The following is a 24,115-nucleotide window of genomic DNA, read 5'->3' as shown; positions in this document are numbered from 1 at the left end:
GACCAAAAATAGATACAATGAAACGAATGTGAAACCACCACTTTGTCATGGGTAGCTTTTAGTTGGTATTTGCCGTAGTTAAATCTATATACTGTAAATCGCTGTTGTAAAATTAAATTTCGTCTTTCATCAGTTTGAAAAATTGCTCCTTTTTTGCTCTCGAAATTGGCACAACCGATTTGTCATTCATGTGAATCATTCCTTCGCGGGAATAGCTCAAAATGGCATTTATATTGATCAGATGTGACTGATGTACCCGAAAAAAAACTGGCGGAACCAAAATATCCTCATAATTTTTTAGCGGTTTGGAGACCATGATTTTTCGGCCATCGGTTAGGAAAAAAGTGGTGTAGGAGCCCGAAGTTTCACATCTTAAAATTTGTTCTAATTTCACAACATACATTGCTTCCTGAGTTGGCAAAACAAGTCTGTCAGGCGTTTTAGACAGATTGGTCTGCAATTCGGTAATTTGCTGTTTTTCCAGAACTCTTTCCTGCAAAATGGCAATACGCTCAATTGCGGTTTTTAGTTCCTGCGGATCTATAGGCTTTAGCAAATAATCAACAGCACTGTATTTGAATGCGTTGATTGCATGCTGTTCATAGGCCGTCGTAAAGATGAGATGAAAAGCATTAAACGAAATTTGCTGCAGGACCTCAAAACCAGTTCCGTCTTTGAGCATTATATCCATAAAAACCAGATCAGGCTTGAGTCTGTCTATTACCTTTTTGGCTTCATCAATGCTTTCAGCATATCCGATAATCTGGATGCTGTCTCCGGCAACCATTTCCAGCATAATCGACAAGGCTTCTCTTAATCGGTGTTCGTCTTCAATAATTATTGTTTTGTATATCATTGTAGTATTGGAATATTTATAATTACGATACAACCCTGACCGTCTGTTTCCGGATCTCTTTCTTTTACCGTAAAACCGGCATCGGGATTCTCTTTTTGCATTTTTGTCAACCGTTCTTCTGTGATAGTTGTGGATAAAGATTGATGTGCATCGTTGATTTTTAATTTTCCCGAAGCAGCCAGCCCTATTCCGTTATCCTTAATTGTACAGATTAAACTTTGCCCGGTTTCATCTTCTTTAAAATAAATTTCGATTCGTCCGCGTACATTATTTTCCTGTGGTTTTAAGCCATGTTCAACAGCATTTTCTACAAAAGGCTGAATCAATAAGGGCGGAATTAAAACATCTGTTTCAACAGCATCGTCGCATTCAATTACATAGTCAAAGCCATTGTTTAGGCGTAGCTGCTGGAGTTCTATGTAATTCTTTAAGGTATTGATTTCTTCTTCAAGAGAAATGGTTTCTTTGCGTGATTGTTCTAAAACCTGTCTGGTGAGTTTTGCAAATTTATTGAGATAAGAAACGGCCGGGATAGTATCTTTTTGCAAAATCATACTTTGGATGTTCCCTAAGGCATTAAAAATAAAATGCGGATCCATTTGCGAACGCAGCAATCGTCTTTCTAATGATAGTCTTGCCGAAAGGTTTTCGATGGTTTCTTTTTCCATCAACTGTACTTTCAGATCGCTATTGGCTTGTTCCTGCTTTAAAAAATCTTCTCTGTTCTGATAATATCGCTGACGGTAGTAATAAGACCTGAACATAAATATTAGTCCTATCAGTAAAACTCCTGCAATGGCATAACCCAACAACTTATTTTTCTGTTGTAATTCGTTTTCGAGTTCCAGTTGTTTAATACGTTCTGCTTTTTTGGAAGATTCATATCTGGCCTCGGCATTTTGGAGTTTTGACTGGGTCGACTCGTTGTATTTTAACTGATTGTATTTTGCATAAAGCGTATCATAACCATAGTAGGCCTGAAAATCTTTTCGCTTTACCGAAACATCTTTTAAAGAGCTGTAAAATGTAGCTAACAGATAATTATCAGTATACGGAAGGCTTTTTTGGTAATTGATTCCGTCAATAAAAAGAAGTTCTGCTTTTATATAATCGCCTTTTTGGGTAAAGTAATATCCCTGAAGTCCAATCGCACTTCTATAGATGATTTTTACATTGTATTTTTTGGCAATTGCAGTGGCTTTTTCGAGGTTTTTCAAAAAAGCCTTTTCGTCAATTGGCTGTGGGCTTTTGGTATAAAGATCAGCAAGATTGATATAAGCAATTCCGATGTTGCTTTTGCTGACAATTTGATCTGATTTTTTTTCTGCCAAAGAAACTGTCTCCTTAAAAAAATCTATGGCAGCTTCCCAATCTGCTATCCCTCCGGTTTCGAGTTTATCGGTCAAAAAACTTCCAAAAGCTAATCTTGCATACAACTCGCTTTCAGCATCTCCGGATTTTGCAGCATGAACCATTGCTTCTCTTGCATATTTTTCGACTTTTGGAGGTGATGCAGGTGAAAAAAGGTACGAGATATCTGAAGCAATTTTGGCACATTGATCGTGTGCCTTTATTTTAGAAAACAATTTATAGGCTTCCAGAGAATACTCAAGTGCCTGAGGCTTATCATCGATATACGATTTTAAAGACCCCATTGCCCCAGCCGCATATGCTTTTGCCCTAATTTTATTTATGTTCTGCGAAAGGTAATAAGCGGTATCTGCATAATGCAAAAACTCTTTTAAATGCAACAGACGCCTCTGTGTTAATGCCAAATACGAATAACAAATCACTTCATCTTCTTTGTTCTTATTTTTTATTGCCAAACTAAGAGCCTGTTGCTGGATTTTAAGAGAAGCTACAGTATCAGAAAAACGTCTGGCATAACCCTGACTCGCCATTTTTTCGACAGTAGAGATACTTTGCGCCTGCATTACGATGGTCAATAAAAAGCAAAATAACACCAAAAAAGGGTAGTGAATTTTTCTCGTTTTTTTGAAATCAGATGTAAAAATTTGAAGCATAAATAATGGTAATTGTCGCCAAAGTACAAATTGTGATTAGACTTACCAAACATTTCATCATGGTTTTTAAATGATAAAAAGCTGATTACAAATACTTAATTGGAGACCAAAAACTGCCTGTTTCCTGATATATTTTAGAATTAACCAAATAAAAATCTAAACATTCCATTTACCAATTCGCAATTGCTATTGGTTTTTGTATGGAGTAATCTTGTTCTGTTAAATTATTTTAAAATCAACACTATCATGAATAAGAAAATCCTTTCATTACTATTTATCTTTTTTTGCTTTTTTGCTCAAATAAGCTATGGACAAACTGAAGAAAAACGTACAAAAATTGAAATCACCGTAAAAGACGGAAATAAAACTATTACAGCAGCCGTTCGCTCTGCAACAGTTTCTTTTACGAGAAACTCAACTTTGCCATCAAAAGATCCGTTAGACAAAACAGATCCAAAAAATCATTATCTGGCAATTGATTTTGAAAAACAAAGTATTGCTTTGTTGAGCGCTTTTGCTAAAAATAAAAACGGAATCGACGGTGAACTGACTATGACGGATACTTACGGGAAAACGCCATCGAGAAAATTTGAATTTAAAGGTGCAACATTAGATGCCTTAAGCGATCAGCTAAATGGTGATTATTCGAGCTCGTATTTTTCACTGAATTGCCGTTCCTTAATTATAGACGGTGTAACCATAGAATAAGTTCCCCATGACGCAGCTAAAATATTTTATAAAAGAGGGCAATAAATATGTCATGAAACGTGAATATGGCTTTTCTATAATGATCAGCACAGGGCTTGCTGCTTTTGCAATAGGCGGAATTTGGATCGACAATATGACTATGTTCTGGATATTTGGTGTTTTGTCTGTTTGTGCTGTTATTTCTATTTGGTCAAAACAGGTTATTATAGATTTAGACACACAGGAAATCATCATCAAAGTAGGGCTAATTGGGAAACCTGTTCCTATTGCCCTGAAAGATTTTCAAAATTTTGAACTGATAAGAATGAAGCAATATTTTATTACAATCAACACTTCTCTAAATATCAATTATTTAAAAGACGGAAAAGAAAAAACGCACTTGATTGCTCAGGGCTTTACCACAAGAGCAATGCAGAATCTGGCAAACGAAATAGACGAAATACTTGACAAGAATGAACATACGGGAAAAATATAATATTAAAGAAAACTCAAATTCGTTTTCATTTCAGCCTTTAAAACCACTCCAGAAATTATCATCATGGTTTTTAGCAGGGATTTTTGCTACAGCAATTCTATTGCCATTATTTAGAGAAATGCTGGATGAAACTTTATTTTTTGCCCTTTACATTTTATTAGCCTATGGTGTTATTCATAGTTTATATGATATTCTGATAAGGGCAAAAATTAGCTATACTTTTGATCTGAGAGCTAACTCAGTTTACAGAATGAGTCCTGTTTCTGAAAAGAAAAAAATCATGAAACTGGAAGAAGCTGTGATCTTTGTCAGTTCCGAAATGGGCAGCTGGCATTATAGCCTTGGGGCAAAAAAAAGTCATTTTGTAAAAAGTTATGCGATAAGTGAAAATTTCAGTTCTGGAAAAAAAAGCGATGCGAAGCAGGAAATATATGAAGAACAAATACTAATGAGAATTAACAAAATGATTGACTCTGCTCAGGGCTTAACAAATTAGAATGTGCAAAAAAGACAATTCAATAAAACTGAAGAAATTAATATTAAAAATGAGTATTTAATTATACAGAACGGTTTACACAGGTAATACGGTTACAATTGCTTTTTCGAATTCCCAATTGGAAGATAATAGAGCAAACCAATACCTATTAAAAATAATATAAAAGAAGCGACAAAAGCAGGAATAAGAATTTCTTTATTATTATCTAAAGCATTGTTTAAGGAGGCATACAATAACCAAATTTGAATCGTTACATTTAGAATTAATATAAAGATAATGGTCGAAAGTATTGCATTCAATTTATTAGGATTGGCTTGGTTCTGACTTCTTCTAAAATTACTCATACTCTTATTTTATTTACTGATTTATCCTAAACTTTCTTCTACGTTTTCAGCTGCTTTTACATAAACAGCATTATCTTTAAAAAACACTTCTAACTTAGGCAAAGCTCTCGGTGGCGGTCCTGCAATAACATCTCCGGTCTGCGCATCAAAAGAACCTTCGTGACATGGACAATGAATAACTCCGGTACCGGGCTTGTAAAAAACAGAACAGGAAAGATGAGTACACTTTTGTTCATAAGCTTTAAACTCTCCTGTTTCCAGATGAATCAATATATAAGGAATTGTACTCCCTTCCAGAACAAAAGCACGGGTACCACCTACCGGTACCTCATCTTTTTTACATACAAAGTGCTCTCCTTTTACCTCATCCTTCGGAAAAAGATGGGCTTTAACTGCTACCAAACCACTTCCAACCATTAACCCTCCTGACACTAATGTCAGGAATTTTGCAAAATCACGACGACTTACATTGGTCGCCTGTTGTTTTTCGATTGGAAAATCTTTTTTCCAGTTTTTATTTAAATTATCTTCTTTAGACATGAATTTGTTCTAATAAATTATTAATTCATTACTGCCTTTCGGCATCATAATATTAACTTTTGTATTCACCACCTCTTGACCAAAAAGGAAAGTATTTACAGGTGAGCTGTTTGGACGCATTTCCTGTATTTCCTCTCTGGTGCCATAAAACAAAGCCCCGCTTGGGCAAACAGTAGCACACATTGGTTTTTTGCCTACGCTTGTTCTGTCGTAACACATTGTACATTTCATCATCAAATCGTAAGATTCTTCTTTTTTCGGAACTCCAAATGGACAAGCCATTACACAATTTGAACAACCAATACATCTTTCTGTATTGGCGGTATGTACAATTCCGAATTCGTCTTTTGAGATAGCATCAGCAGGACATACATTTGCACAAACAGGATCATCACAGTGCATACACACCTGAACAGTTGTCTGCACAGTTGAAGCTCTGTCTACATAATTTACATGTATCATAGATTCCTGTCCATTTGTTTCGCATTCAGCGCAAGCCATTTCACAGGCCTTACAACCAATGCAACGTTGCATATCTACAAAAAACTCTTCATTTTTATTAAAATTGGTATAATTCATTTTTTGTTTTTAAAGATTAAACACTGGCATAGGCCAAAGATTCATTCGAAGGTGGTGCTATTTCATGTAATGGTTCTAAATGGCAGGCGCAAACTTTGAATTCCGGAATTTTAGAAATTGGATCTAATTCTCCTGTTGTTAGTTGATTAGCCGATTTTTTTCCAGACCAGTGATACGGAATAAAAACCGTATCTTCCCGAATCGTTTCTACAATATTTGCAGGAAAAATGCCTTCGCCACGGCGGGTAGTGACCTTTATTAATTCTCTTTGTTTAATCCCGTATTGTTGCGCCAGATTGGGATGAATTTCTAATAATGGTTCCGGATACTGATCAACGAGTTTTCCAATTCTTCGGGTTTGTGTACCGCTCAGATATTGGGAAACCACACGTCCTGTAGTCAAAATTACCGGATAATCGGCATTTGGAACTTCGCCCGGAAGTTTGTAAGGAGCCGGATTAAAATGAGCTCTTTCATCAGCTGTCCTAAATTTTTTATCTTCCCATAAACGAGGTGTTCCGGGATGTCCAATTTCCGGACATGGCCAAAAAACGCCCATTTCGTCTTCAACTCTTTGGTAGGTAATTCCATAATAATCAGCAGTTCCTCCTTTTGAAGCTACACGTAGTTCATTAAAAACAGCTTCACTGTTATCGTAGGTAAATTTATCTTTTACTCCTAATCGTTTTGCTAATTCCAAAATAATCGAAGTATCGGTTCTGGCATCTCCGGGAGGAGTTACTGCCTGACGAATGCGAATAACACGCCCTTCGGCAGAAGTAGTTGTGCCTTCTTCTTCTTCTTGTAATGAACCTGCCAAAACAATATCGGCATGACGGGCTGTTTCGTTTAAGAAAAAATCAATACAAACATAAAATTCTAACTTTTCCAAAGCTTCCCGAACGTAATTACTATTGGGTAAAGAAACTAAAGGATTAAAACAAATGGATAACAATCCTTTGATTTCTCCGCGATGAATGGCTTCGATTATTTCATACGCCGACAAACCTTTTCCGGGTAAATCTTTCTCATTTATACCCCAAACTTCTGAAATATATTTGCGATGTTCCGGATTCTCAATGTCTCTGTTTCCTGGTAATTGATCGCATTTATGACCATGTTCTCTACCACCCTGCCCATTTCCTTGTCCGGTAATAGTAGCATATCCGCAATATGGGCGTCCAATTCTCCCTGTCGCTAAAACCAAATTAATGCAGCCCAAAACATTATCTACTCCTTTAGAATGATGTTCGATTCCGCGGGCATGAAGTAAGAAACTCGTTTTGGCTTTGCCCCATAATCTGGCAGCTTGTTCAATTTTTTCTTTTTTAATTCCTGTAACTTCCTCTGCCCATTCTAAGGTATACTCTTTTACAGCATCTATGGTTTCCTGAAAACCGGACGTATGATTATCAATAAAATCATGATCCAGCATATCATGATCGACCAAATATTTTAGCATAGCGCCATACAATGCTGAATCTGTACCCGGACGGACATCCAAATGGAGATCGGCTGTTCTGGCCAACGGAATCATTCTTGGGTCAATAACGATAAGTTTTGCTCCCCGATCTCTGGCTTTCCAGATCCAGTGGGTTAGAGTGGGGAAAGTTTCACTAACATTGGCACCGGCTACAATTATAACTTCGGCATATTCTAAATCAGAATAATTATTAGAACCCCGGTCGAGACCAAATGCTTTTTTATTTCCCGCTCCTGCACTTACCATGCACAAACGCCCATTGTAATCTAAATTTTTGGTTTTCAAAGCTACCCTGGCAAATTTACCCATCAAATAACTTTTTTCATTGGTCAGCGAAACTCCGGAAAGAACGGAAAATGCATCGTTACCATATTTTTCCTGAATTCTTTTAATCTCCGAAACGGTTTTACCCATTGCATCATCCCAGGATGTTGGTACAAATCCCTGTCCTTCTACTCTTTTTAGTGGAGACAAAAGACGGTCGGGATGATTGTTTTGTAAATAACGCTGTACGCCTTTTGGACACAATCTTCCTTCGTTGAATGGAAATTCCATCCAAGGCTCAAAACCTACTACTTTATTGTCTTTTACCGACAATTGAATACCACACTGCATTCCGCAAAAACAGCAATGCGTTTTTACCAATTCATCCGGTTCATCTCTCCCTTCATATCCATCCTTAGGAGTATAATTTTTATGTGGACCAAATTGTGTTATAATGTTTTGTTCTGAAACAGGTAATTTTGCCATGTTTTTATGTTTTCTTTTCTTGGTTTTTCCCTATTTTATATTATTTGTATCCATTAATGTAGCTAATTCACAAACTCTAACTGAATACTAAAAAAAACGAAGATTGATTACTTATAAATTATCCAAATAAATTTCCGCCTTCTTGTCGGGCTTTCAGGTGCGCTTGGGCTAAACGGGATCTTTTTCCTTCAGGGCTTAAATCTAAATGTGAGGTTCCGTCTGGTCTGTCAAAATTAAAACCCAATTCTTTTGTTACTGTTTTAAGATCTTTAATATGTAAACTGGTGGTGAATGCTTCTCCAGTATGCTCACAAACAGCCATTCCCATTTTCATCCCTTGCTTTTTATAAATATGGGCTCCAATTTGCGCCGGACGCTGAATGATATGAAAGAACTTCCCGAACGGAATCCAAATCAAGAACATAATTACCGTTACAGCATGCAAAACGGCCAGGAAATCAAAGGCAAAACCTTTCATAAACTGGTACGAATAGGTTAATCCTAAACCTGTAGCCGAAATAGCAATTAATAAAATGAGAGGCAACAGATCACCTTCAAAAGTTTGAGTAGCAATCAAACCCGGATTTGTCAAACGTCTTCTTAAATAGTATAATGAACCAAAAATAACCAAATAAGAAGACCAATTTAAAGCATGAAAAGTCAAGAATGCGATAATGGAATCCAATTCAAAATCCATGACTTTAAAGCCAAAAAAATGTGCCTCGTATACGCTTATGCTATTAGGCGCCATTGAAAAATGAATCCATCCAAAAGTCAGCGGAATCGTAATTAAAAAAGCAGAAGTACAACCTATGGCAATCATAAAATGCGCCATCCATCGGTATTTTCCTCTTGGATAGATAAACTTTTGAAAAGCAATATTTTCAATAGATTCTTTAGAAGCAAACCAAAAATGAGAAAACACTTTTCCTGTAAACAGATAACTAATTCCTCTTTTAAAATATATCCAGGTTGGAGGTCTTTGCAGCCAAACAGAATAGCGGTACACAATACCAAAAAAAGCAAATACTGTCCCAAATAAATACGTAATTAATGCCGCATCAAAATTTTGCAGTTTTCTGGATCCGTAAAACACTAATACAATCATTAGGATGGACATCGAAGTAGCAATGAGTAAGGCTTTTATATTGTACTTTCTATCTTTCATTTTAAATTATATTGCACCAGCTAACCTTTAAATACCAATTAAAAAGAGTAACGGTTAATTTTTAAAAATTATATTTTTGAGCAAAACTAAGTAAAAAAATAAGTTAAATTACGTAAGTACCAATCATTAACAATAACGTTCTGTGATGTTATGATATTCAACACTGAATTTACAATAAAAAAGGCTGATTTTAGGCTGATTTAAAGAATCAATGGGCTAATCATTTCTTATTTAAAATAAAAACAAATACTATTTATATTTATTTTACAGTTTCTTTTCTGTCCATATCCTGAGCAAATTCGGGCAACTTTTCTCTGGTCATTTTTACAATTACGCGATGCATCCAAATCAGACATGTAATTGATAAAGCAAAGATAAAGAGCCATGAACTAGTCCAAAATCCAGTAAAAGCAAGTAAATATCAAAAAACTATTGGTCCGATAAATCCTCCCAAACCACCAATCATTCCTGCCATTCCTCCAATGCCCCCTACCTGATTTGGAAAATATTCAGGAATGTGTTTGTAAACTGCCGCTGAACCAATTCCCCAGCAAGCGCCAATCAAAATAACCAATACAAGATAAATCCACATATTCGCTTCAAAATGAATTTGTGTTATTCCGTCTGCAATTAATTCTTTTTTCTAAACTTTTTGATTTTCTGCTGCCACTACTTCCTGCCAGCTATTTTTGATGGAAAAAACGGACAGTGTTCTGCCTTAACCTCTTTTGGAGTAACTAAATATTCTCTTTCTCCAATAACTATTTTGGAAGAAGAAATTTGTGTTACTGTTCCTGCTTTCGCTGCCATTAAACCGTTCCCGCAGGTGGTGATATCTATTCTTGGAAATAAAAGCAGAAAACTCAATACTACCGAAGTACTTAACACCCAATAGACCACTTTTCGGGCTCCAAATTTATCGGATAAAAATCCTCCAAAAACACGAATAACACCTGCCGGTACTCATGAATTCCTCATTTAAAACAATGCCAATAGTCTGGTTTTTGACTCTAAGCTGATACAAAGCAGCTGAATATGCATAACGATAATAGTATTGGAAAACGTGTTTTCATGATTCAATAAGTTTTAAATAATAAATACTTTGACTGATTTTCAGCCTTAAATATTAAGACAGGAAAAACTAAAATATGCCTAGAGATAATAATATAAAAAAATGGATCGTCAGACCATACTCTTTTCGAATAATTTCACCAACCGATTTTGAGCCCATGAATGAAAGATATAAATGCTAAAAACCAATCAAATACTTATGCGACAAAAAAACCTTTTTTAGTTACATCTAATCTCTTTTAATTTTTTTTAAAGAAATTCAGAATTAGGAAACGATACAAAAAAACTTCCCATTTAAATTCTTCGATAATTTAAATGGGAAGTTTTCAGTAAAAAATTGTATTTAATTTTTTTTACACTTTAAGTTTAGGTTTAAATACTATTTCATAAGATTTGCCGCCTTTAAGAATTTCCGCTGCTATAAGCTGAATATCTTTTTTAGTCATTTTACTTACAATATCCTCAAAGTTTTTAGGATCATTTATATCCTCACCATATCTGTAATATTTAGTGATAAGCTGCATATCATAGGAGTTTTTATCTTTGGACTGTTCTTTTTCTTTTAAAAGATTAGTTCTAATTTTATTTAAATCTTCATCATTGATATTGCCTTCTGCAATTTTTTTAAATTCATCATTGACAATAGCAACCAGTTTGTCAGCCATATCCGGATTACAGTCAAAACTAAAAGAAACATTAGCTCTGGATTTAGGTTCTCTCGAAAAACCTGCAGAAGCACTTGGACTGTATGCCCCTCCTTCGGCCTCACGCACTGTTGCCGTGATTCGAAGCTGAAGTATTTTCCCTAAAACACTGCTGTAAATTGTATTTTTAATACTGTAAGGCATCTCTTTTCTATATATCATATTGACAACAGTCTTAGGATCTTTCATTTCTATAAAAATATCTTTATCAATTCTTGCTGAAAGCCATTCGGATTCATTGTCAAGATACTTCTCTTTTTTATTCTCAGTTTTAATCCCTGCAATGTATTTTTCAAGAAGAGGCTTCAACTGAGCTTCTTCGACATCTCCAACTATAAAAAATTCAAAGTCTGAAATGTCCGCAAATCTTTCTTTATAAATCTGTTTTATTTTTTCAAATGATACAGCATCAGCATAGTCCTGATTAAAAATAGCTTCTCTTGGATTATTTTTTCCATAAAGAGCCAGTGTTAAGCTGTCTCTCATTTTTTCGCCCACATCTTTGCTTCTTCTTACAATGTAATTGTTGATATTACTCTGCATTACTTTGAATGATTCTGCGTCAAAACGAGGTTTTACAAAATGAAGATGAATGAGCTGTAGCATGGTCTCAACATCTTTAGTATTAGAACGGCCAGAAACAGATTCATTGATATCACTTAGCCCTAAAGATACCGACGCTGTTTTGCCTGCCATTACTTTTTTAAGTTCTGCAGCATTAAATTCTCCAAGACCTGACATCTGAGTTAAATTAGATACAAAATCTGCAGATGGCAAATCAGCATCTTTTAACAGTGATATTCCGCCATCACTAATTGCATTTAGACTAACCTGATTTTTCTCTTTATTAACAAACTTATAATGTACTTTAACACCGTTACTCAAATAAAAAGTAGAAGCGCCAGTTTTCTTATCTCTCTTTACAGAAATAATAGTACCTGGTTTAATTTCGGTACCAGACATAAGTGTTTTTCCTGCAAGCTCTTCTTTATACGGTTCAATTGAACTGCTGTTTTCTAATGCTGTTATAATTTGATTTGCCTGGTCTTCAGATAAATTTTGCTGCCCTTCTACTCCGGTAACAATTAAAAATCTGTTTTCTTTAGTGTAGAATCCTTTTATAGCAGTATGAAGTTGTTCATTAGTAATTCCGGCTAATAATTCTTTTGCAATACCATATTCTTTATCAATATCCGTAATCACAGCATTTGTCAGGAAATTTTCCTGTATCTGATTTTCAATACTTGCATGGCTTTTTTGATTTTTTGCCGCAATTTGGTTTTCATAAGCCGTCCTGATGTTTTCTTTGGCTCTTTCAATTTCAGATGCTGTATAACCAAATTTCACTGCCCGGATTATTTCTGTCAAAACCTGACCGAAAGCTTCTTGCTGTTGATTTGGTTTAGGAGTAATTACAACATTAAATGCTTTTTTTGTTCTTGACAAAGGTGAATCTAATACACGTGCGCTAAGGAATGAAACTGTAGGTTTCTGTGCTAATTCTGATATTCTTTCAGACAATATGCTCAAAGCTATAGATTCTAAAAGCCCTCGTTTTAAATCTCCTGCTGTTTCTTCTTTCCATACATTATGACGAATCCCTAAACTTATTGAAGCTGAAGAAATTTCAGGATCGGTACCAAGGACATATTGCATTTTTTCATTGCCGGGAATATCCACAACAAATCGCTGTTTGGCATTTTTAACCGCCTGAATACCTGAAAATTTTTCCTGAATCTTTTTTTCGACTTCTTTGACATCAATATCTCCTATAATAGCGATAGCCTGTAAATCTGTCCTGTACCAGTCATGATAAAAATCACGAAGTGTCTTGTAATCAAAATTTTCAACAACAGACATTAGTCCTATTGGCATTCTCTGAACATACTTGGAATTGTTATAACTAATTGGTACTGATTTTTCAAAAAGTCTCATTTGTCCGTTTTGTCTGGTACGCCATTCTTCTTTGATTACCCCTCTTTCGGCATCAATTTCTTCATTGGTTAACAATAATTTATTCGACCAATCTCGCAAAACGGTTAAACACACGTCTACCAGACCGTCCTTGGTTGGAATATTATTCATATTATAAACCGTTTCGTCAAAAGAAGTGTAGGCATTGATATCTTTTCCAAAAACAGCCCCATTTTTTTGAAGCGTATTCAAAATACCTTTCCCTGGGAAGCTCTCGGTACCGTTAAAAGCCATGTGTTCTAAAAAATGGGCAAGTCCTTGTTGGTCATCATTCTCAAGAATAGAACCCACATTCTGAATAATATAATAACTCGCAGCTCCCTTAACTACATCGGTTTTTTTTATATAATAGGTAATACCGTTAGGTAATACCCCTTTTATAATACTTTTATCAGTAGGCAGCGCCTCATTTAAACTATTTTCCTGAGCCTTAATCGTCAAAGAAGACACGCAGACTAACAGAGATACTATAATTTGTTTCATTTTTTTATGGATACAATTTGATTGATTACTTTCTTTTTCTTCTGGTCATCAGGGCCTGTTTAAAATTACTTTTAATATTTTTTAAAGGGTTGTATAAACAACCCTTTATCATCATTTACAGTTGCTTACTAATTCAAAATAATAAATAATGAAATTTTTAAAGCTTGCCTCATTTCAAAAAAAGCAGGCTTAAAAATATGACAAAAGCTCAGCCTTTCTGCTGAAATATATTCTAAAGGCGAATCATGACTTAACTGAATTTTCCGGACAAATTAAAAACTCAGCACAGCAAGAAAATAGTTTCTCATTTGGATTTTAATTTTGCAGTTACAGCAGTTTTACCAGCTTAATCTTTGTATTGATTAAGCCGATAACTGAAGTCTGCCAATTTCTTTAGTACTAAATATTCAGCCCGTTAAGCAAATCCCTTAATTTTGCTTCCGAAGGTCTTGGTGCGTTTGAGGAAACTATATTTCCCTGAGGATCTATCAAAATAAAACGTGGGATGCCTTTAATAAAATAATCCTGAATAAACTTAGAATCCCAGGCATTATCAGCTATAACCTGAATGCCTCCCATTTTTTTATCGCTTATCATTTTTTTCCATTTCTCTATATCCGCGCGTTTGTCTATGGAAATACTTAAAAACTGAATATTCTTTCCCTTATATTCTTCTTCAATTTTACCAAGGTGTGGAATTTCTACTTTGCAAGGACCACACCAGGTTGCCCAAACGTCTATGTAAATATATTTCCCTTTTAAATCATCTAAAGACACCTTGCCTCCGCCATAATTATCATAACCAACAAATTTTGGAGACGCATTTCCTTTAGAAAGAGGTAGCAGTTTTTGATAAATCTGGCTTATAGCTTTATTATTAGTCTCATCTGTTGATGAATTAATGAATACTTTGTAATATTCCTGAACATCGCTGATATATGCAATTGCATTCTTAGCATGTTCGTAAAGAAGTATATTTTTTATATCCTGATTTTTTGCGCTCGAAACTGCTGTGATATAAGAAAGATAATAATTATCATGTTTATCTCTTTCTGCAAGTTCTTTACCCAATTTTCGGTAATGCGCCAATACTATATTCTTATAAGAGTTTGAGAAATAAAAATCTTCTGAATTATCGTAATCAAATGTTTTTAACTCAGGCAAAAAATCTGTTGATACTTTAAAATCAGTATTTTGAGTATAATGAGCAGGATCAGTTTCATATTTAATCATCTCATTAATATATTCATAATTGATATTTCTTTTTTCTTTATTTTTAAAATTTTCCGAAATATTTACCTGACTAAGAAGCAGAGAATCTTTCGAGGCTTTTGCTTTGTTCATCATACGCTTAAAATCGGTTTCACTAAGTGCATAACGAATTTTTAAGTCCTCTGCAACTCCCCAATTCTTGCTTGTTTTTTTCTGAATATAAGAATTGACCGGTCCTCCCTGACCTGAAAATTTTAAACTTTTTTTAAAATCTTTGGCATCAAATGAAGTACTTAAGTTTGATCCGGGCTCCAAAAACAATTTAGCTGAAAAATCTTCATGCTGTAAAGTGTAGAAACCTTCTTTTAATTTTAACGTCTCAGTAAATTTACCTTCTGGTGAAAGTTTTATTTCTGAAACAACCTGGTTCTGAAAATCATATATTTTTATTTGATCCTCAATCTTATTGCTGATCACACCCGAAAAAACAACAAAATCATTTTTCTTTTGGGCTGTTCCGGAAACATAACTTAGTATTAAAGTTAAAACAAGTAATGTTTTTATTTTATGTGGAATTTGCATTTATATTAAATTATTAAGTTAAACGGATTACTCGCGATCGTTCTCTCCTATTTCCGGGTTTGCCAAAATGTATTTTGTAGCAATTGGCACAGCCCAATTTTTACTGTTAGCCTTAAGCTCAGCCGTTTGTCCATTATACTTGTGAGTTAAGTTGATATTGGCATTGTGAAATTGATTTAATCTTTTAATATCAAAAAATCTTAAACTCTGACCTACTAACTCTAATCGCCTTTGAGTTAACACCATATCAATCACTTCAGTTTGACTGGTACTTGCTAATGCTCTATAATCAGCTGCCGGGATACGATTTTGTCTTAAATAATTAATATCGGTCAAAGCAGCATCTAAACGATTTAATCTGGCATTACATTCTGCTCTTGTCAGTAAAATTTCCGGTACAGAAAATCCGCAAAATCTAAAGGATACAAAAAATGAAGTAGCAAATGCATAATCACTTCCGGGAATACCAAATAAAGATATCGGGGCAAATTGTCGTTTTCTTTGGTCTCTGGTTTCGTATAAATTATAGAGTTCCTGTGTCAGAGGTAATGTTCTAAAGGGTTTTGAAGATTTTTTCAACCATATTATTTCCGGATTATTCTGAGGCAGCGGCATATTAATAATATTAGAAGAATTATTAGCAACCGTATTGTAATTAAGGAGTTTATTGTTAAGAGCCAGTGTAAGATCGGCATACTTTAATGCATTTTCATAGTCTCCTAAATATAAATATATTCTGGATAAAAATGCATAAGCGGTTACTTTTGCCGGTCTGTGTCTTAGTGTAGTATTGGCTTGTAAATCTGGCAAATACTGAATAGAAGAAGTTACATTTTCTATGACATAATCATAAATTTGTTTTACGGTTGCACGCGGCAATTTTACATCTTCTAAATCGGTAGTGGTTCTAAATGGAGCCGCAAATACACTAGAAGCAGTTGCTGGATTATAATGGGGAGCATATAAATTTACTAAAGCAAAGTAAGCATAGGCATTGTGAATTTTTGCTTCTGCCTGAAGCTGTAACTTATCATTCATATCTCCCTCTGCATCCATAATTTCTTCAGAGACAACATTTGTGACATATATTTGACCGTAAAGGTTTTGCCAATCCTGATCTTCCTGATCGGCATTAAAAAAATTATCTTTCCATAAGAACATATTTTGCTCATTTTCAGGAACTGATGCACTTACATTTGGATTATCATATTGGTATTCATCCCCCATTAAATCTACATTTGAATAGGTAGTTACCAAAGCTGGTGATTTTGAAGTAGAAGTGATTGCAGACTGATCAAGCAGCAATCTGTAATCTGACACTTTCTGAGGAATAATAATGCCTTTAGGTTTTATATCCAACCACTCTTCTCTGTTACATGCCGTTAAAGTTATAAGGCAAATAAATGATATGTATATTTTTTTCATTTTCGTTAAAAGTTAGCTTTAATATTAAATGTATAAGATGCTGGTGTTCTGTAATACATGCTTTCCGGGTCAACATTCCATTTATTAAAAGTAAAAACCGCCAGATTATCAATTTGTAAACCAAGTTCAAATTGTTTAATACCTATTGCCTGTAATGCCCTACTGTTAAGATTGTACCCTAATGCCACTTGCTTTAACCGGATATGGCTAGCATCGTCAATAAACTGTTTTGCATTTGCATAATATGTGTATCCAGCTCTAAAATCGTTTGCTCCGGTAGGTATTCTTGGGATAATCGTATTATTTTCATCTCCAGGGTTTTGCCATCTCTTATCGAAATCTTCATGTATATGCCCATTATTTAAACCAAAACGAACATCATAATAATCAAAAACGTTTCTGTTTCTAAATACATAATCAAATTTATAAGTAGTCAGAATACGCAGATTAAGGTTTTTGTAATTAAAATTATTAACCCAGCCTCCATAATATTTAGGTGTTAAAGAACCATTGTAAACCAAAGCATTTACATCTGTAATAAGTTCACTCACTCCTTGTTCATTTCTTCCATTTACATCAATTACATCTCCATTCTGATTTAATGTTAACGGGTATCCGTTTGAATCCAAACCAATATAGTTATAGCTGTACAAATATCGTAATGGTTTGCCTTCTAATGGCTGACCGTCTAAATAGGTATTGATGGTTTGGGTAGGTACATCAACTTTAGTCACTTCATTTTTATTATAACTAAAGTTTAAGGTTGTTTGATATTTGAAGTTTTTATTATCAACTATTCGGCCAGTAAGCTGCGTATCTATACCATGATTCGTCATTATTCCGGCATTAACAAGAGCCGAATTAAAACCTAAAGTAGAAGATATAGCAACTGTCGATAATAAATCTACACTCTTTTTGTTATAGTATTCAATGCTTCCGCTTAATCTATTATTAAAAAATCCAAAATCTAACCCCAGGTTTTGTACATACGTTTTCTCTAATCTTAATGATGGATTTTTTACAGTGGAAACAAAGCCATACTGATTACTGGTTTGAGAATCTCTGCTTATGCCTACCTGTAAAAATGGACTCGTGCTGTTATCTACATTTCCATTGCTGCCATACGTTCCTCTAAGACTCAGCAGATTAATGTTTTTTATTGATTTCATAAACGGCTCATCATGTAGATTCCATTTAAGTCCAATTGAATATAATGGGATATTTCTATATTCGCTGCTTCCTCCAAACAGGTTCGCATCATCAAGTCTTATACTTCCGGAAAGTATATATTTTCTTTTGTATGCATAGGCCGCATTACCAAAATACGATATAAATCTATTCTCTATTTCAGTTATTCGGGTTGGGTCATTTATCGTACCTGTTCCCGAAGGAGAAATATTTACTATAGCACCAAATGGAATATTGGCATAGGTTAGGGATTCCGGATCATATCCATATTTAGATGTTCCAAAAGTATTACTCATCTCCCTTCTTATTTCATACCCTGCAACCGAAGTAATATTATGGTCGTCAAATGATTTATCTAAATTAAGCTGGAACCTTCCTGAATGCGTCCTGCTTTGTCCAAATTGATTCTCTAAGATACTTCCTTTCGGAATTGTGCTTACATATCTGCCTAGTGCTGCATTATTCGCAGTGTAAGTATTAACTAAGCTTCTCACGGAAAAGGTCTCTTCACTAAATAAGTTATTTATAGTATTCTGTCCCCATTCGTATTGGTATTTCCCCTGAATATTTAAATAATCCGTGAAATTATATTTTAATTCTGTCTGTAAACGAAGTAATGTTGTTTTAGTATCGTTGTTTTTATTGTCAAATTCCTGCTTCAGGTTGTAATCCCATGAATAAGGATAATTAGCAGCTATTGTAGCATTATAAAATCCGTAACGCTGCGGCAGATATTCTCCATTACTTCCTACTATATCCTGATATTGGAATAAATTGCTGTAATCAGAAAATGATAATCCGTTGTTTTTATAATTGTAAGTATCCAGATTAAAATTAAAATTCAGCTGCAGTTTGCTTGAAAGATCAATACTGTTGTTCAGATTAACAATAACCTCATCACGATCATTATTTTTGAAAAAATTTAAGCTTTCATTTTTATTATAAGTAAGCGAAGCACGATAGGTACTGCGTGTTCCTCCACCTGATATGCTGGCATTATGCTGGCTCCAGATAGTGTTCGCCATAAATAAGTCTTCAAACTCATTTCTATTATCTTTAGCTAATAAACCATTAATGATTTCATCCTCCTGGCTTTGATTAATACTACCATTGTTTTGCTTTAAATAAGTTTCTAAACCTTTACTTAACCTTGGTGCACTGTAATTAGTTGGAAATGTGACCCATCTGTTATCTGCTCTGTGTTTTTCGTATTGCAAATAGCTGGAAGTAGGCGCATATTTTAAATCATTCAGATCGTATCTTGACGTAATTTTAGTTGTTGATGACAAACTAACTGTCGGCACTTCTCGGCTGCTTCCTTTTTTAGTAACAATTACGATTACACCATTAGCAGCTCTAATACCCCAGATAGAAGCCGCTGCAGCATCTTTAAGAATTGTTATGCTTTTTACATCATTAGGATTAATAGAATTCAAATCTTGTGAAACCGGAAATCCATCCACAATAATCAAAGGGTCGTCATTAGCATTAATAGTACTTAATCCTCTTATGGTTACCCCATCTGTATTATCGAATAAAACACCGGAAACCTCTCCTTCAATTTTTGAAATAATATCCTGAGAGATCTTAAAGTCCAGAACATCTTCATTAATTTTCTGAAATGACCCTGTTGCTCTTTCTTTAGAAATGTTTTGATATCCTGTAGATACTATCTGTAAAGCATCAAGCTCTGTGACATCTTCTAACAAAGTTTGATTTATTACTTTCTGAGAGTTAACTTTTACTTCAATGGTTTTAAAACCTACATAACTAAATACGATTACATCCTGAGGAGACGATACTTCTAATTTATACATACCATCAAAGTCTGTTGTAGTAGCAGTCGCATTCCCTTTTATATGAACCGTTACTCCCGGAAGCGGCATTCCTGATTTATCAGTTACCTTTCCCATAATCGTTATTTTCTGAGTCAGGATTTCTCTTTTTTTGATTAAAATCGTGTTTTTGCCTGTTTGTAAATACTCGTAATTAGTATTGTCTAACACTTTTTCTAAAAGTTCATCTACATCTAATTTCCCTTTACGTATTAAAACTGAAGGCAACTTTTGATTTAAATCCTGCTCGTAAACAAAATGATAATTGGTTTGTTTTTTAATTAGGTCAAAAACTTCATCAATTGTAAGTCTTTTACTAGACTCTACAATTATTTTCATTTGCCCTATAGAACTTATCGGACTAAATGATAAAAGTAAAAAACTTATTAGCAATAGAAATGTTCGCATAAGTAATACGTGCAGCCGTTTCCTAAATTGGGAACTGGCTGAATTTAAATTAAAATTCATAAATTTGTTTCTGATTAGTTGGACATTGGTTTAATTAATTATTCATAGAAGAGATACGAAGTTTGTCACCGCCAAATGATTCAGCTTCGTTCTCTTTTTTTTGTGGTTTACTTTTTAATATTTTATCCTGCTTAATTATTTTTATTCCAGGACAACTGTTTTCTCACGAATGGTGTATTTCGATATAGCACCTAACTTTTTAAATGTTTCTAAAATTTCTACTATGCCCTGATTTTTTTCAAACAAACCATTAAATCCTTTGTTTTGCAATCCCGGATTTTTAAAAACCACATCGATATCATACCACCTTGATAATATCAACGTTATTTCTTTTAATGATTTTCTTTGAAAACTAAACACACCGTCTTTCCATGCGATGTCGTCATAGACATCCACCGATTTGGTCTGCATGGTATTGGATGCTTTGTTTAGAACAGTCTGCTGGTTAGGATGCAGTTGTACAACTTGTTTATTATTTGACAATTCTACTTTACCTTCGACTAGCGTCGTGAAGATATTGGCCTCATCAGCATAGGCTTTAATATTGAATTGTGTACCCAGCACCTCAACATTTTGGCCTTTTACTTTTACATTAAAGTGAGATCCTTTGTGAGCTGTGCTTGGTGACACTTCGAAGTAAGCTTCACCATAAACCAATTCTACATTGCGGGATTTGCCGTTGATAAAACGATTTGGAAATTTGAGCTGCGACTCGGAGTTAAGCCAAACTTTAGTACCATCAGCCAACTGCAATGAGAATTGTCCTGCACGTGGAATAGTCAGGTAATTGTATTCAATTTTAGTATCGCTGTCTTTATAAGCTACGTTTTTACCATTCGCAGAAATTCCGTCAGCATTATAGGTATTGCCTTGCCCCAGAACAATAATTTTACCATTACCTAATACCAAAGTAGCCTTATCGGTTCCTGGTTGAATTGGTGCTGACTGCACTACTGCAGGCACTGCCTGAGTATCAGCTGTACTACTGTAAAAATAAAATCCCAGACCTAAAAGGACTAACAGGATTGCTGCATATCTTAGGAAGTTAAAGTTGAGCTTAAATACTCCCGGTTCTGAATCATATAAATCAGTATGTGGAAAATTACTCAGTTTCGGGTGGATATTTTTCCAGGCTTTGTTCTTATCGATAATTTTCTGGAATCCTAACTGACGTGATTTTTTATAAAGTTTTACATACTCTATAAAGAAAAGTTCATTATCCGGACTCTCATTAATCCAGTTTTGAAGTGTATCAAAATCTTTCTGATCCAGCTCTTTAGAGAGATAGGATCCGATTAATGATAGTATAGTAGAATTTAAATTATCCATATTAAGCTATTGTTACTTATATGATAACAAAAGAATAAAAATGGGTGACAAAAAATTAAACTTTTTTTTATTTTAACATTAATAATGCAATCAAAAGCGGAGAATTGCGTAATTTTTTCAATGCTCTCCCATATTGTGTTTTTACAGTATTCACAGAAATACCATAAAATTCGGCAACTTCTTTATATTTTTTATCATCAAGTACAATCGCCTTAAAGATTTCTTTACTTTGATTGGGAAGTTTGTCAATTTCTTGTTTCAAACGCATTAACTCCTGATCTGGTGATAAACCAAAAGGGATCTCGTCTTCTATCAATTTATTAATTACATCATCTAGTTCTTCGAAAACAAATTTTGAATGTTTTCGCATTTCTAAAACACTATTGTTTCTAACGGATCTATGTAAATAAGCACCCAGCGAATCCTCAATTTTCAGATAACGCTTTTCATTCCAGAAGTCAACGAATATATCCTGAACAATGTCTTGCGCCATATCATAGGAGTCACAATATCTCATGGAATGAATACAAAGTGTATCATAATACTGATCAAAAAGTATCTTGTAGGCTGAAGCATCTCCTTTTTTTAGTTTTACTAATATTTCGGAATCAGTTTGCTTCATGGATGCAAAGGGTTAATGTGGTATTATTGACTTTAGAGAATCAAGGTGCTAATATACCTATTTCGACTTAATAAAATCTAATAAATCCTCAAGTTGCTGTATTGCCTGAATAAGATTAAAGTATTTTTTTAACCGTTAACCAATGTGAGACAACTCATCACCTGTCTACCCAAACAAATAAAACTGAACATTATTCAATAAGAATGAAAAGCTTTTTCAGAAAATTAATCCGGAAAAGCTTTTCACAAATTGTTCATTATTTTCAGATAAAAAATACAATCTGGAAAGTATTAGAGGATCTGTTAGCCTAAAAAACAAGGGAAGCTAAAATCCGTAATTTACATGGAACACACATCATTGCTTTTTTTATATACTTTAAAATTTACGTTTAAAAGATTTAAGTACCAAAAAAACAGAACCGACAAAAGAAGTACAAAAATTACAACCAATAATTTCCATCTAAAACAAAAAAGAACAAATCAGAAAAACTGACTTTGTCCTTTTAGTGAACACCTTGACACAAAATTCGAGACTTTTTCTCGAAGATTTCCAGATTTTAAGTAAGCTGACAGAGATTAAAAAATACAAATACTTGATTTTAAAATATTTAAACAACAATTAAATGAAGTTAAATCACTTAATTATGTAATTGATTTTTGAGAGCATATAGCTTGCTTCTTAGATTTTTTAACATTAAAGGGTCAGAGACTTTACCTTTAGTTCTAGTTAAAAAAATGGGCTCTCCGATATTCATCTTTAAAATATGTCCTTGTTTATTAAAGAGCTCCGAGATCAGTTTTAAAGTTTGTAACATGGGATGAATTGATTTTAACATACCGAATAAAAAACCATTATTTCCATGAAAATATATAGGTAAAATAGGAACGTCTGCTTTACAGATAATTTTTCCTACCACAGGATGCCATTCCGGATCTGTGATTTTACTCGTCTTAAAATCATAAGATGAAACTTCTCCGGCGGGAAATATTGCAACAGGAATACCTTCTGATAAAGTTTTGAGTGTCATTTTTAATCCCGTAATACTCGCAGAATTTTGCACATTTTCAAATGGATTTACCGCAATAATGCATTTCTCAAGATTTGGGATTTCCTTTAATAAAAAGTTCCCCATATACAATGTATCAGGACGTATCTTCGCAATTGTACTTAATAAAGCCAATGATTCAATACCTCCATAAGGATGATTTGCAACAACTATAAATGCTCCTTCACGAGGAATGTTTAATAATTCGGCAGGATCAAATTGAACTTTTACACCAATTTTCATTAAAACATAATTAGCAAAATCTGCGCCCTCAAGATTACCAGCCTCTTTTACAACCTCATTTAAATTGTTAATCTTCATTACTTTCATTAAATAAGAAGATAATCCCGGGATAGGAATTTTAGAAAGGCCAGCAGCTTCAGAAAATTTTTCTTTAGATATCAGTGTCATATGTTGTAACGGTTAAGGTTGAATACGAAAGCTAATAAACCTAAAAAGAACTAAAACTAGCAATGGTTATTGATAAATCTTGTTTACTATAACGTTATGACTAGAAACAAGAATTTTGTGTTATGAAAGGGAGAGATGGTTAATCATCTGCATATTCTTTATCGCAATCGTGAGTAAAGATACTCGATTTTACATGCGAAAGTTCAATAAGTAAATAAAACAATTATGAAAAGTACGGATTTCTTAATATTGTCTTTGTAATTATAGAAATAAAAAAAAGGTAAAACACATAATGTATTTTACCTTTCTTGCGACCTTAGAAGGACCGAATACAAACCTTTTG

General features: G+C 34.1%; 19 protein-coding genes. 3 read left to right on the top strand and 16 right to left on the bottom strand.

All coding sequences use genetic code 11. From position 1 onward, the window contains the following. Positions 1-112: 112 nt before the first annotated feature. Together JE46_RS07360 and JE46_RS07355 are read right to left on the bottom strand one after the other, a co-directional pair. Positions 113-856: a LytR/AlgR family response regulator transcription factor gene (locus JE46_RS07360; RefSeq protein WP_031454616.1), complete on the bottom strand. Its 744-nt coding sequence runs from the start codon at positions 854-856 to the stop codon at positions 113-115. After that, a complete protein-coding gene (locus JE46_RS07355; protein WP_031454615.1) occupies positions 853-2,880 on the bottom strand; it encodes a sensor histidine kinase in 2,028 nt (675 codons plus the stop codon). The genes JE46_RS07360 and JE46_RS07355 overlap by 4 nt, the downstream gene beginning before the upstream one ends. A gap of 246 nt (positions 2,881-3,126) precedes the next feature. On the opposite strand from JE46_RS07355, the gene JE46_RS07350 reads away from it, so the two are divergent. The 3 genes from JE46_RS07350 to JE46_RS07340 are packed head-to-tail and all read left to right on the top strand — an operon-like array spanning position 3,127 to position 4,559. Then, positions 3,127-3,588 (top strand): hypothetical protein, encoded by a 462-nt coding sequence (locus JE46_RS07350; RefSeq protein ID WP_051872836.1) that lies wholly within the window; start codon positions 3,127-3,129, stop codon positions 3,586-3,588. A gap of 7 nt (positions 3,589-3,595) precedes the next feature. Further along, the gene (locus JE46_RS07345; RefSeq protein WP_157505883.1) at positions 3,596-4,063 is read left to right on the top strand and encodes a hypothetical protein; all 468 of its coding nucleotides are present in this window, start codon (positions 3,596-3,598) and stop codon (positions 4,061-4,063) included. Further along, positions 4,041-4,559, top strand: a complete 519-nt coding sequence (locus JE46_RS07340; protein ID WP_031454612.1) for a hypothetical protein — start codon at positions 4,041-4,043, stop codon at positions 4,557-4,559. Before JE46_RS07345 ends, JE46_RS07340 begins: the two co-directional genes overlap by 23 nt. A 92-nt stretch (positions 4,560-4,651) precedes the next feature. Here the strand turns inward: JE46_RS07340 and JE46_RS07335 are convergent, their stop codons facing one another. The 14 genes from JE46_RS07335 to JE46_RS07275 all read right to left on the bottom strand — a co-directional run bounded on the left by JE46_RS07335 (position 4,652) and on the right by JE46_RS07275 (position 23,772). Further along, positions 4,652-4,903, bottom strand: a complete 252-nt coding sequence (locus JE46_RS07335) for a DUF6755 family protein (protein ID WP_031454611.1) — start codon at positions 4,901-4,903, stop codon at positions 4,652-4,654. A gap of 21 nt (positions 4,904-4,924) precedes the next feature. After that, complete coding sequence (locus JE46_RS07330) at positions 4,925-5,443, bottom strand: Rieske (2Fe-2S) protein (RefSeq protein WP_031454610.1); 519 nt, start codon at positions 5,441-5,443, stop codon at positions 4,925-4,927. Positions 5,444-5,452: 9 nt separating this feature from the next. Further along, positions 5,453-6,022 carry a 4Fe-4S dicluster domain-containing protein gene (locus tag JE46_RS07325; RefSeq protein ID WP_031454609.1) on the bottom strand — a complete coding sequence of 190 codons (570 nt, stop codon included), beginning with the start codon at positions 6,020-6,022 and terminating at the stop codon, positions 5,453-5,455. Between the two features lie 16 nt (positions 6,023-6,038). Then, positions 6,039-8,255, bottom strand: coding sequence for a molybdopterin oxidoreductase family protein (locus JE46_RS07320; RefSeq protein WP_031454608.1), 2,217 nt, complete (start codon positions 8,253-8,255; stop codon positions 6,039-6,041). 118 nt (positions 8,256-8,373) lie between these two features. Next, positions 8,374-9,423 (bottom strand): hypothetical protein, encoded by a 1,050-nt coding sequence (locus JE46_RS07315; protein ID WP_031454607.1) that lies wholly within the window; start codon positions 9,421-9,423, stop codon positions 8,374-8,376. Positions 9,424-9,844: 421 nt separating this feature from the next. Further along, positions 9,845-10,015 carry a hypothetical protein gene (locus JE46_RS24495; RefSeq protein WP_236010716.1) on the bottom strand — a complete coding sequence of 57 codons (171 nt, stop codon included), beginning with the start codon at positions 10,013-10,015 and terminating at the stop codon, positions 9,845-9,847. 77 nt (positions 10,016-10,092) lie between these two features. Continuing rightward, positions 10,093-10,311, bottom strand: a complete 219-nt coding sequence (locus JE46_RS24490) for a hypothetical protein (RefSeq protein WP_236010717.1) — start codon at positions 10,309-10,311, stop codon at positions 10,093-10,095. Positions 10,312-10,847: 536 nt separating this feature from the next. Beyond that, complete coding sequence (locus JE46_RS07305) at positions 10,848-13,655, bottom strand: M16 family metallopeptidase (RefSeq protein ID WP_031454606.1); 2,808 nt, start codon at positions 13,653-13,655, stop codon at positions 10,848-10,850. Between the two features lie 399 nt (positions 13,656-14,054). Then, complete coding sequence (locus tag JE46_RS07300) at positions 14,055-15,449, bottom strand: TlpA family protein disulfide reductase (RefSeq protein WP_051872835.1); 1,395 nt, start codon at positions 15,447-15,449, stop codon at positions 14,055-14,057. A 27-nt stretch (positions 15,450-15,476) separates the two neighbouring features. Further along, a complete protein-coding gene (locus tag JE46_RS07295; protein WP_031454604.1) occupies positions 15,477-16,874 on the bottom strand; it encodes a RagB/SusD family nutrient uptake outer membrane protein in 1,398 nt (465 codons plus the stop codon). A 5-nt stretch (positions 16,875-16,879) separates the two neighbouring features. Then, entirely contained in the window at positions 16,880-20,236 is a 3,357-nt protein-coding gene (locus JE46_RS07290) for a SusC/RagA family TonB-linked outer membrane protein (RefSeq protein WP_031454603.1), read from the bottom strand. Between the two features lie 270 nt (positions 20,237-20,506). After that, positions 20,507-21,694, bottom strand: a complete 1,188-nt coding sequence (locus JE46_RS07285; protein ID WP_051872834.1) for a FecR family protein — start codon at positions 21,692-21,694, stop codon at positions 20,507-20,509. A gap of 67 nt (positions 21,695-21,761) precedes the next feature. Further along, positions 21,762-22,316, bottom strand: a complete 555-nt coding sequence (locus tag JE46_RS07280; RefSeq protein WP_035136434.1) for an RNA polymerase sigma factor — start codon at positions 22,314-22,316, stop codon at positions 21,762-21,764. 637 nt (positions 22,317-22,953) lie between these two features. Then, a complete protein-coding gene (locus JE46_RS07275) occupies positions 22,954-23,772 on the bottom strand; it encodes a lysophospholipid acyltransferase family protein (protein WP_051872833.1) in 819 nt (272 codons plus the stop codon). Between the last annotated feature and the right edge of the window lie 343 nt (positions 23,773-24,115).

It is taken from the genome of Flavobacterium chungangense LMG 26729, from assembly GCF_000735715.2.
Taxonomy (GTDB): domain Bacteria; phylum Bacteroidota; class Bacteroidia; order Flavobacteriales; family Flavobacteriaceae; genus Flavobacterium; species Flavobacterium chungangense.
Note: the sequence above shows the minus strand (reverse complement) of the source record. Positions and strands in the feature narration are given on the sequence as shown.

Excerpts from the sequence above, each read along its gene's own strand:
- JE46_RS07335 (WP_031454611.1), bottom strand. The coding sequence starts at position 4,903 with ATGAGTAATTTTAGAAGAAGTCAGAACCAAGCCAATCCTAATAAATTG.
- JE46_RS07320 (WP_031454608.1), bottom strand. The coding sequence starts at position 8,255 with ATGGCAAAATTACCTGTTTCAGAACAAAACATTATAACACAATTTGGT.
- JE46_RS07340 (WP_031454612.1), top strand. The coding sequence starts at position 4,041 with ATGAACATACGGGAAAAATATAATATTAAAGAAAACTCAAATTCGTTT.
- JE46_RS07285 (WP_051872834.1), bottom strand. The coding sequence starts at position 21,694 with ATGGATAATTTAAATTCTACTATACTATCATTAATCGGATCCTATCTC.
- JE46_RS07295 (WP_031454604.1), bottom strand. The coding sequence starts at position 16,874 with ATGAAAAAAATATACATATCATTTATTTGCCTTATAACTTTAACGGCA.
- JE46_RS07280 (WP_035136434.1), bottom strand. The coding sequence starts at position 22,316 with ATGAAGCAAACTGATTCCGAAATATTAGTAAAACTAAAAAAAGGAGAT.
- JE46_RS07360 (WP_031454616.1), bottom strand. The coding sequence starts at position 856 with ATGATATACAAAACAATAATTATTGAAGACGAACACCGATTAAGAGAA.
- JE46_RS07325 (WP_031454609.1), bottom strand. The coding sequence starts at position 6,022 with ATGAATTATACCAATTTTAATAAAAATGAAGAGTTTTTTGTAGATATG.
- JE46_RS07315 (WP_031454607.1), bottom strand. The coding sequence starts at position 9,423 with ATGAAAGATAGAAAGTACAATATAAAAGCCTTACTCATTGCTACTTCG.
- JE46_RS07275 (WP_051872833.1), bottom strand. The coding sequence starts at position 23,772 with ATGACACTGATATCTAAAGAAAAATTTTCTGAAGCTGCTGGCCTTTCT.
- JE46_RS24495 (WP_236010716.1), bottom strand. The coding sequence starts at position 10,015 with ATGTGGATTTATCTTGTATTGGTTATTTTGATTGGCGCTTGCTGGGGA.
- JE46_RS07300 (WP_051872835.1), bottom strand. The coding sequence starts at position 15,449 with ATGCAAATTCCACATAAAATAAAAACATTACTTGTTTTAACTTTAATA.
- JE46_RS07355 (WP_031454615.1), bottom strand. The coding sequence starts at position 2,880 with ATGCTTCAAATTTTTACATCTGATTTCAAAAAAACGAGAAAAATTCAC.
- JE46_RS07330 (WP_031454610.1), bottom strand. The coding sequence starts at position 5,443 with ATGTCTAAAGAAGATAATTTAAATAAAAACTGGAAAAAAGATTTTCCA.
- JE46_RS07350 (WP_051872836.1), top strand. The coding sequence starts at position 3,127 with ATGAATAAGAAAATCCTTTCATTACTATTTATCTTTTTTTGCTTTTTT.
- JE46_RS07305 (WP_031454606.1), bottom strand. The coding sequence starts at position 13,655 with ATGAAACAAATTATAGTATCTCTGTTAGTCTGCGTGTCTTCTTTGACG.
- JE46_RS07345 (WP_157505883.1), top strand. The coding sequence starts at position 3,596 with ATGACGCAGCTAAAATATTTTATAAAAGAGGGCAATAAATATGTCATG.
- JE46_RS07290 (WP_031454603.1), bottom strand. The coding sequence starts at position 20,236 with ATGAAAATAATTGTAGAGTCTAGTAAAAGACTTACAATTGATGAAGTT.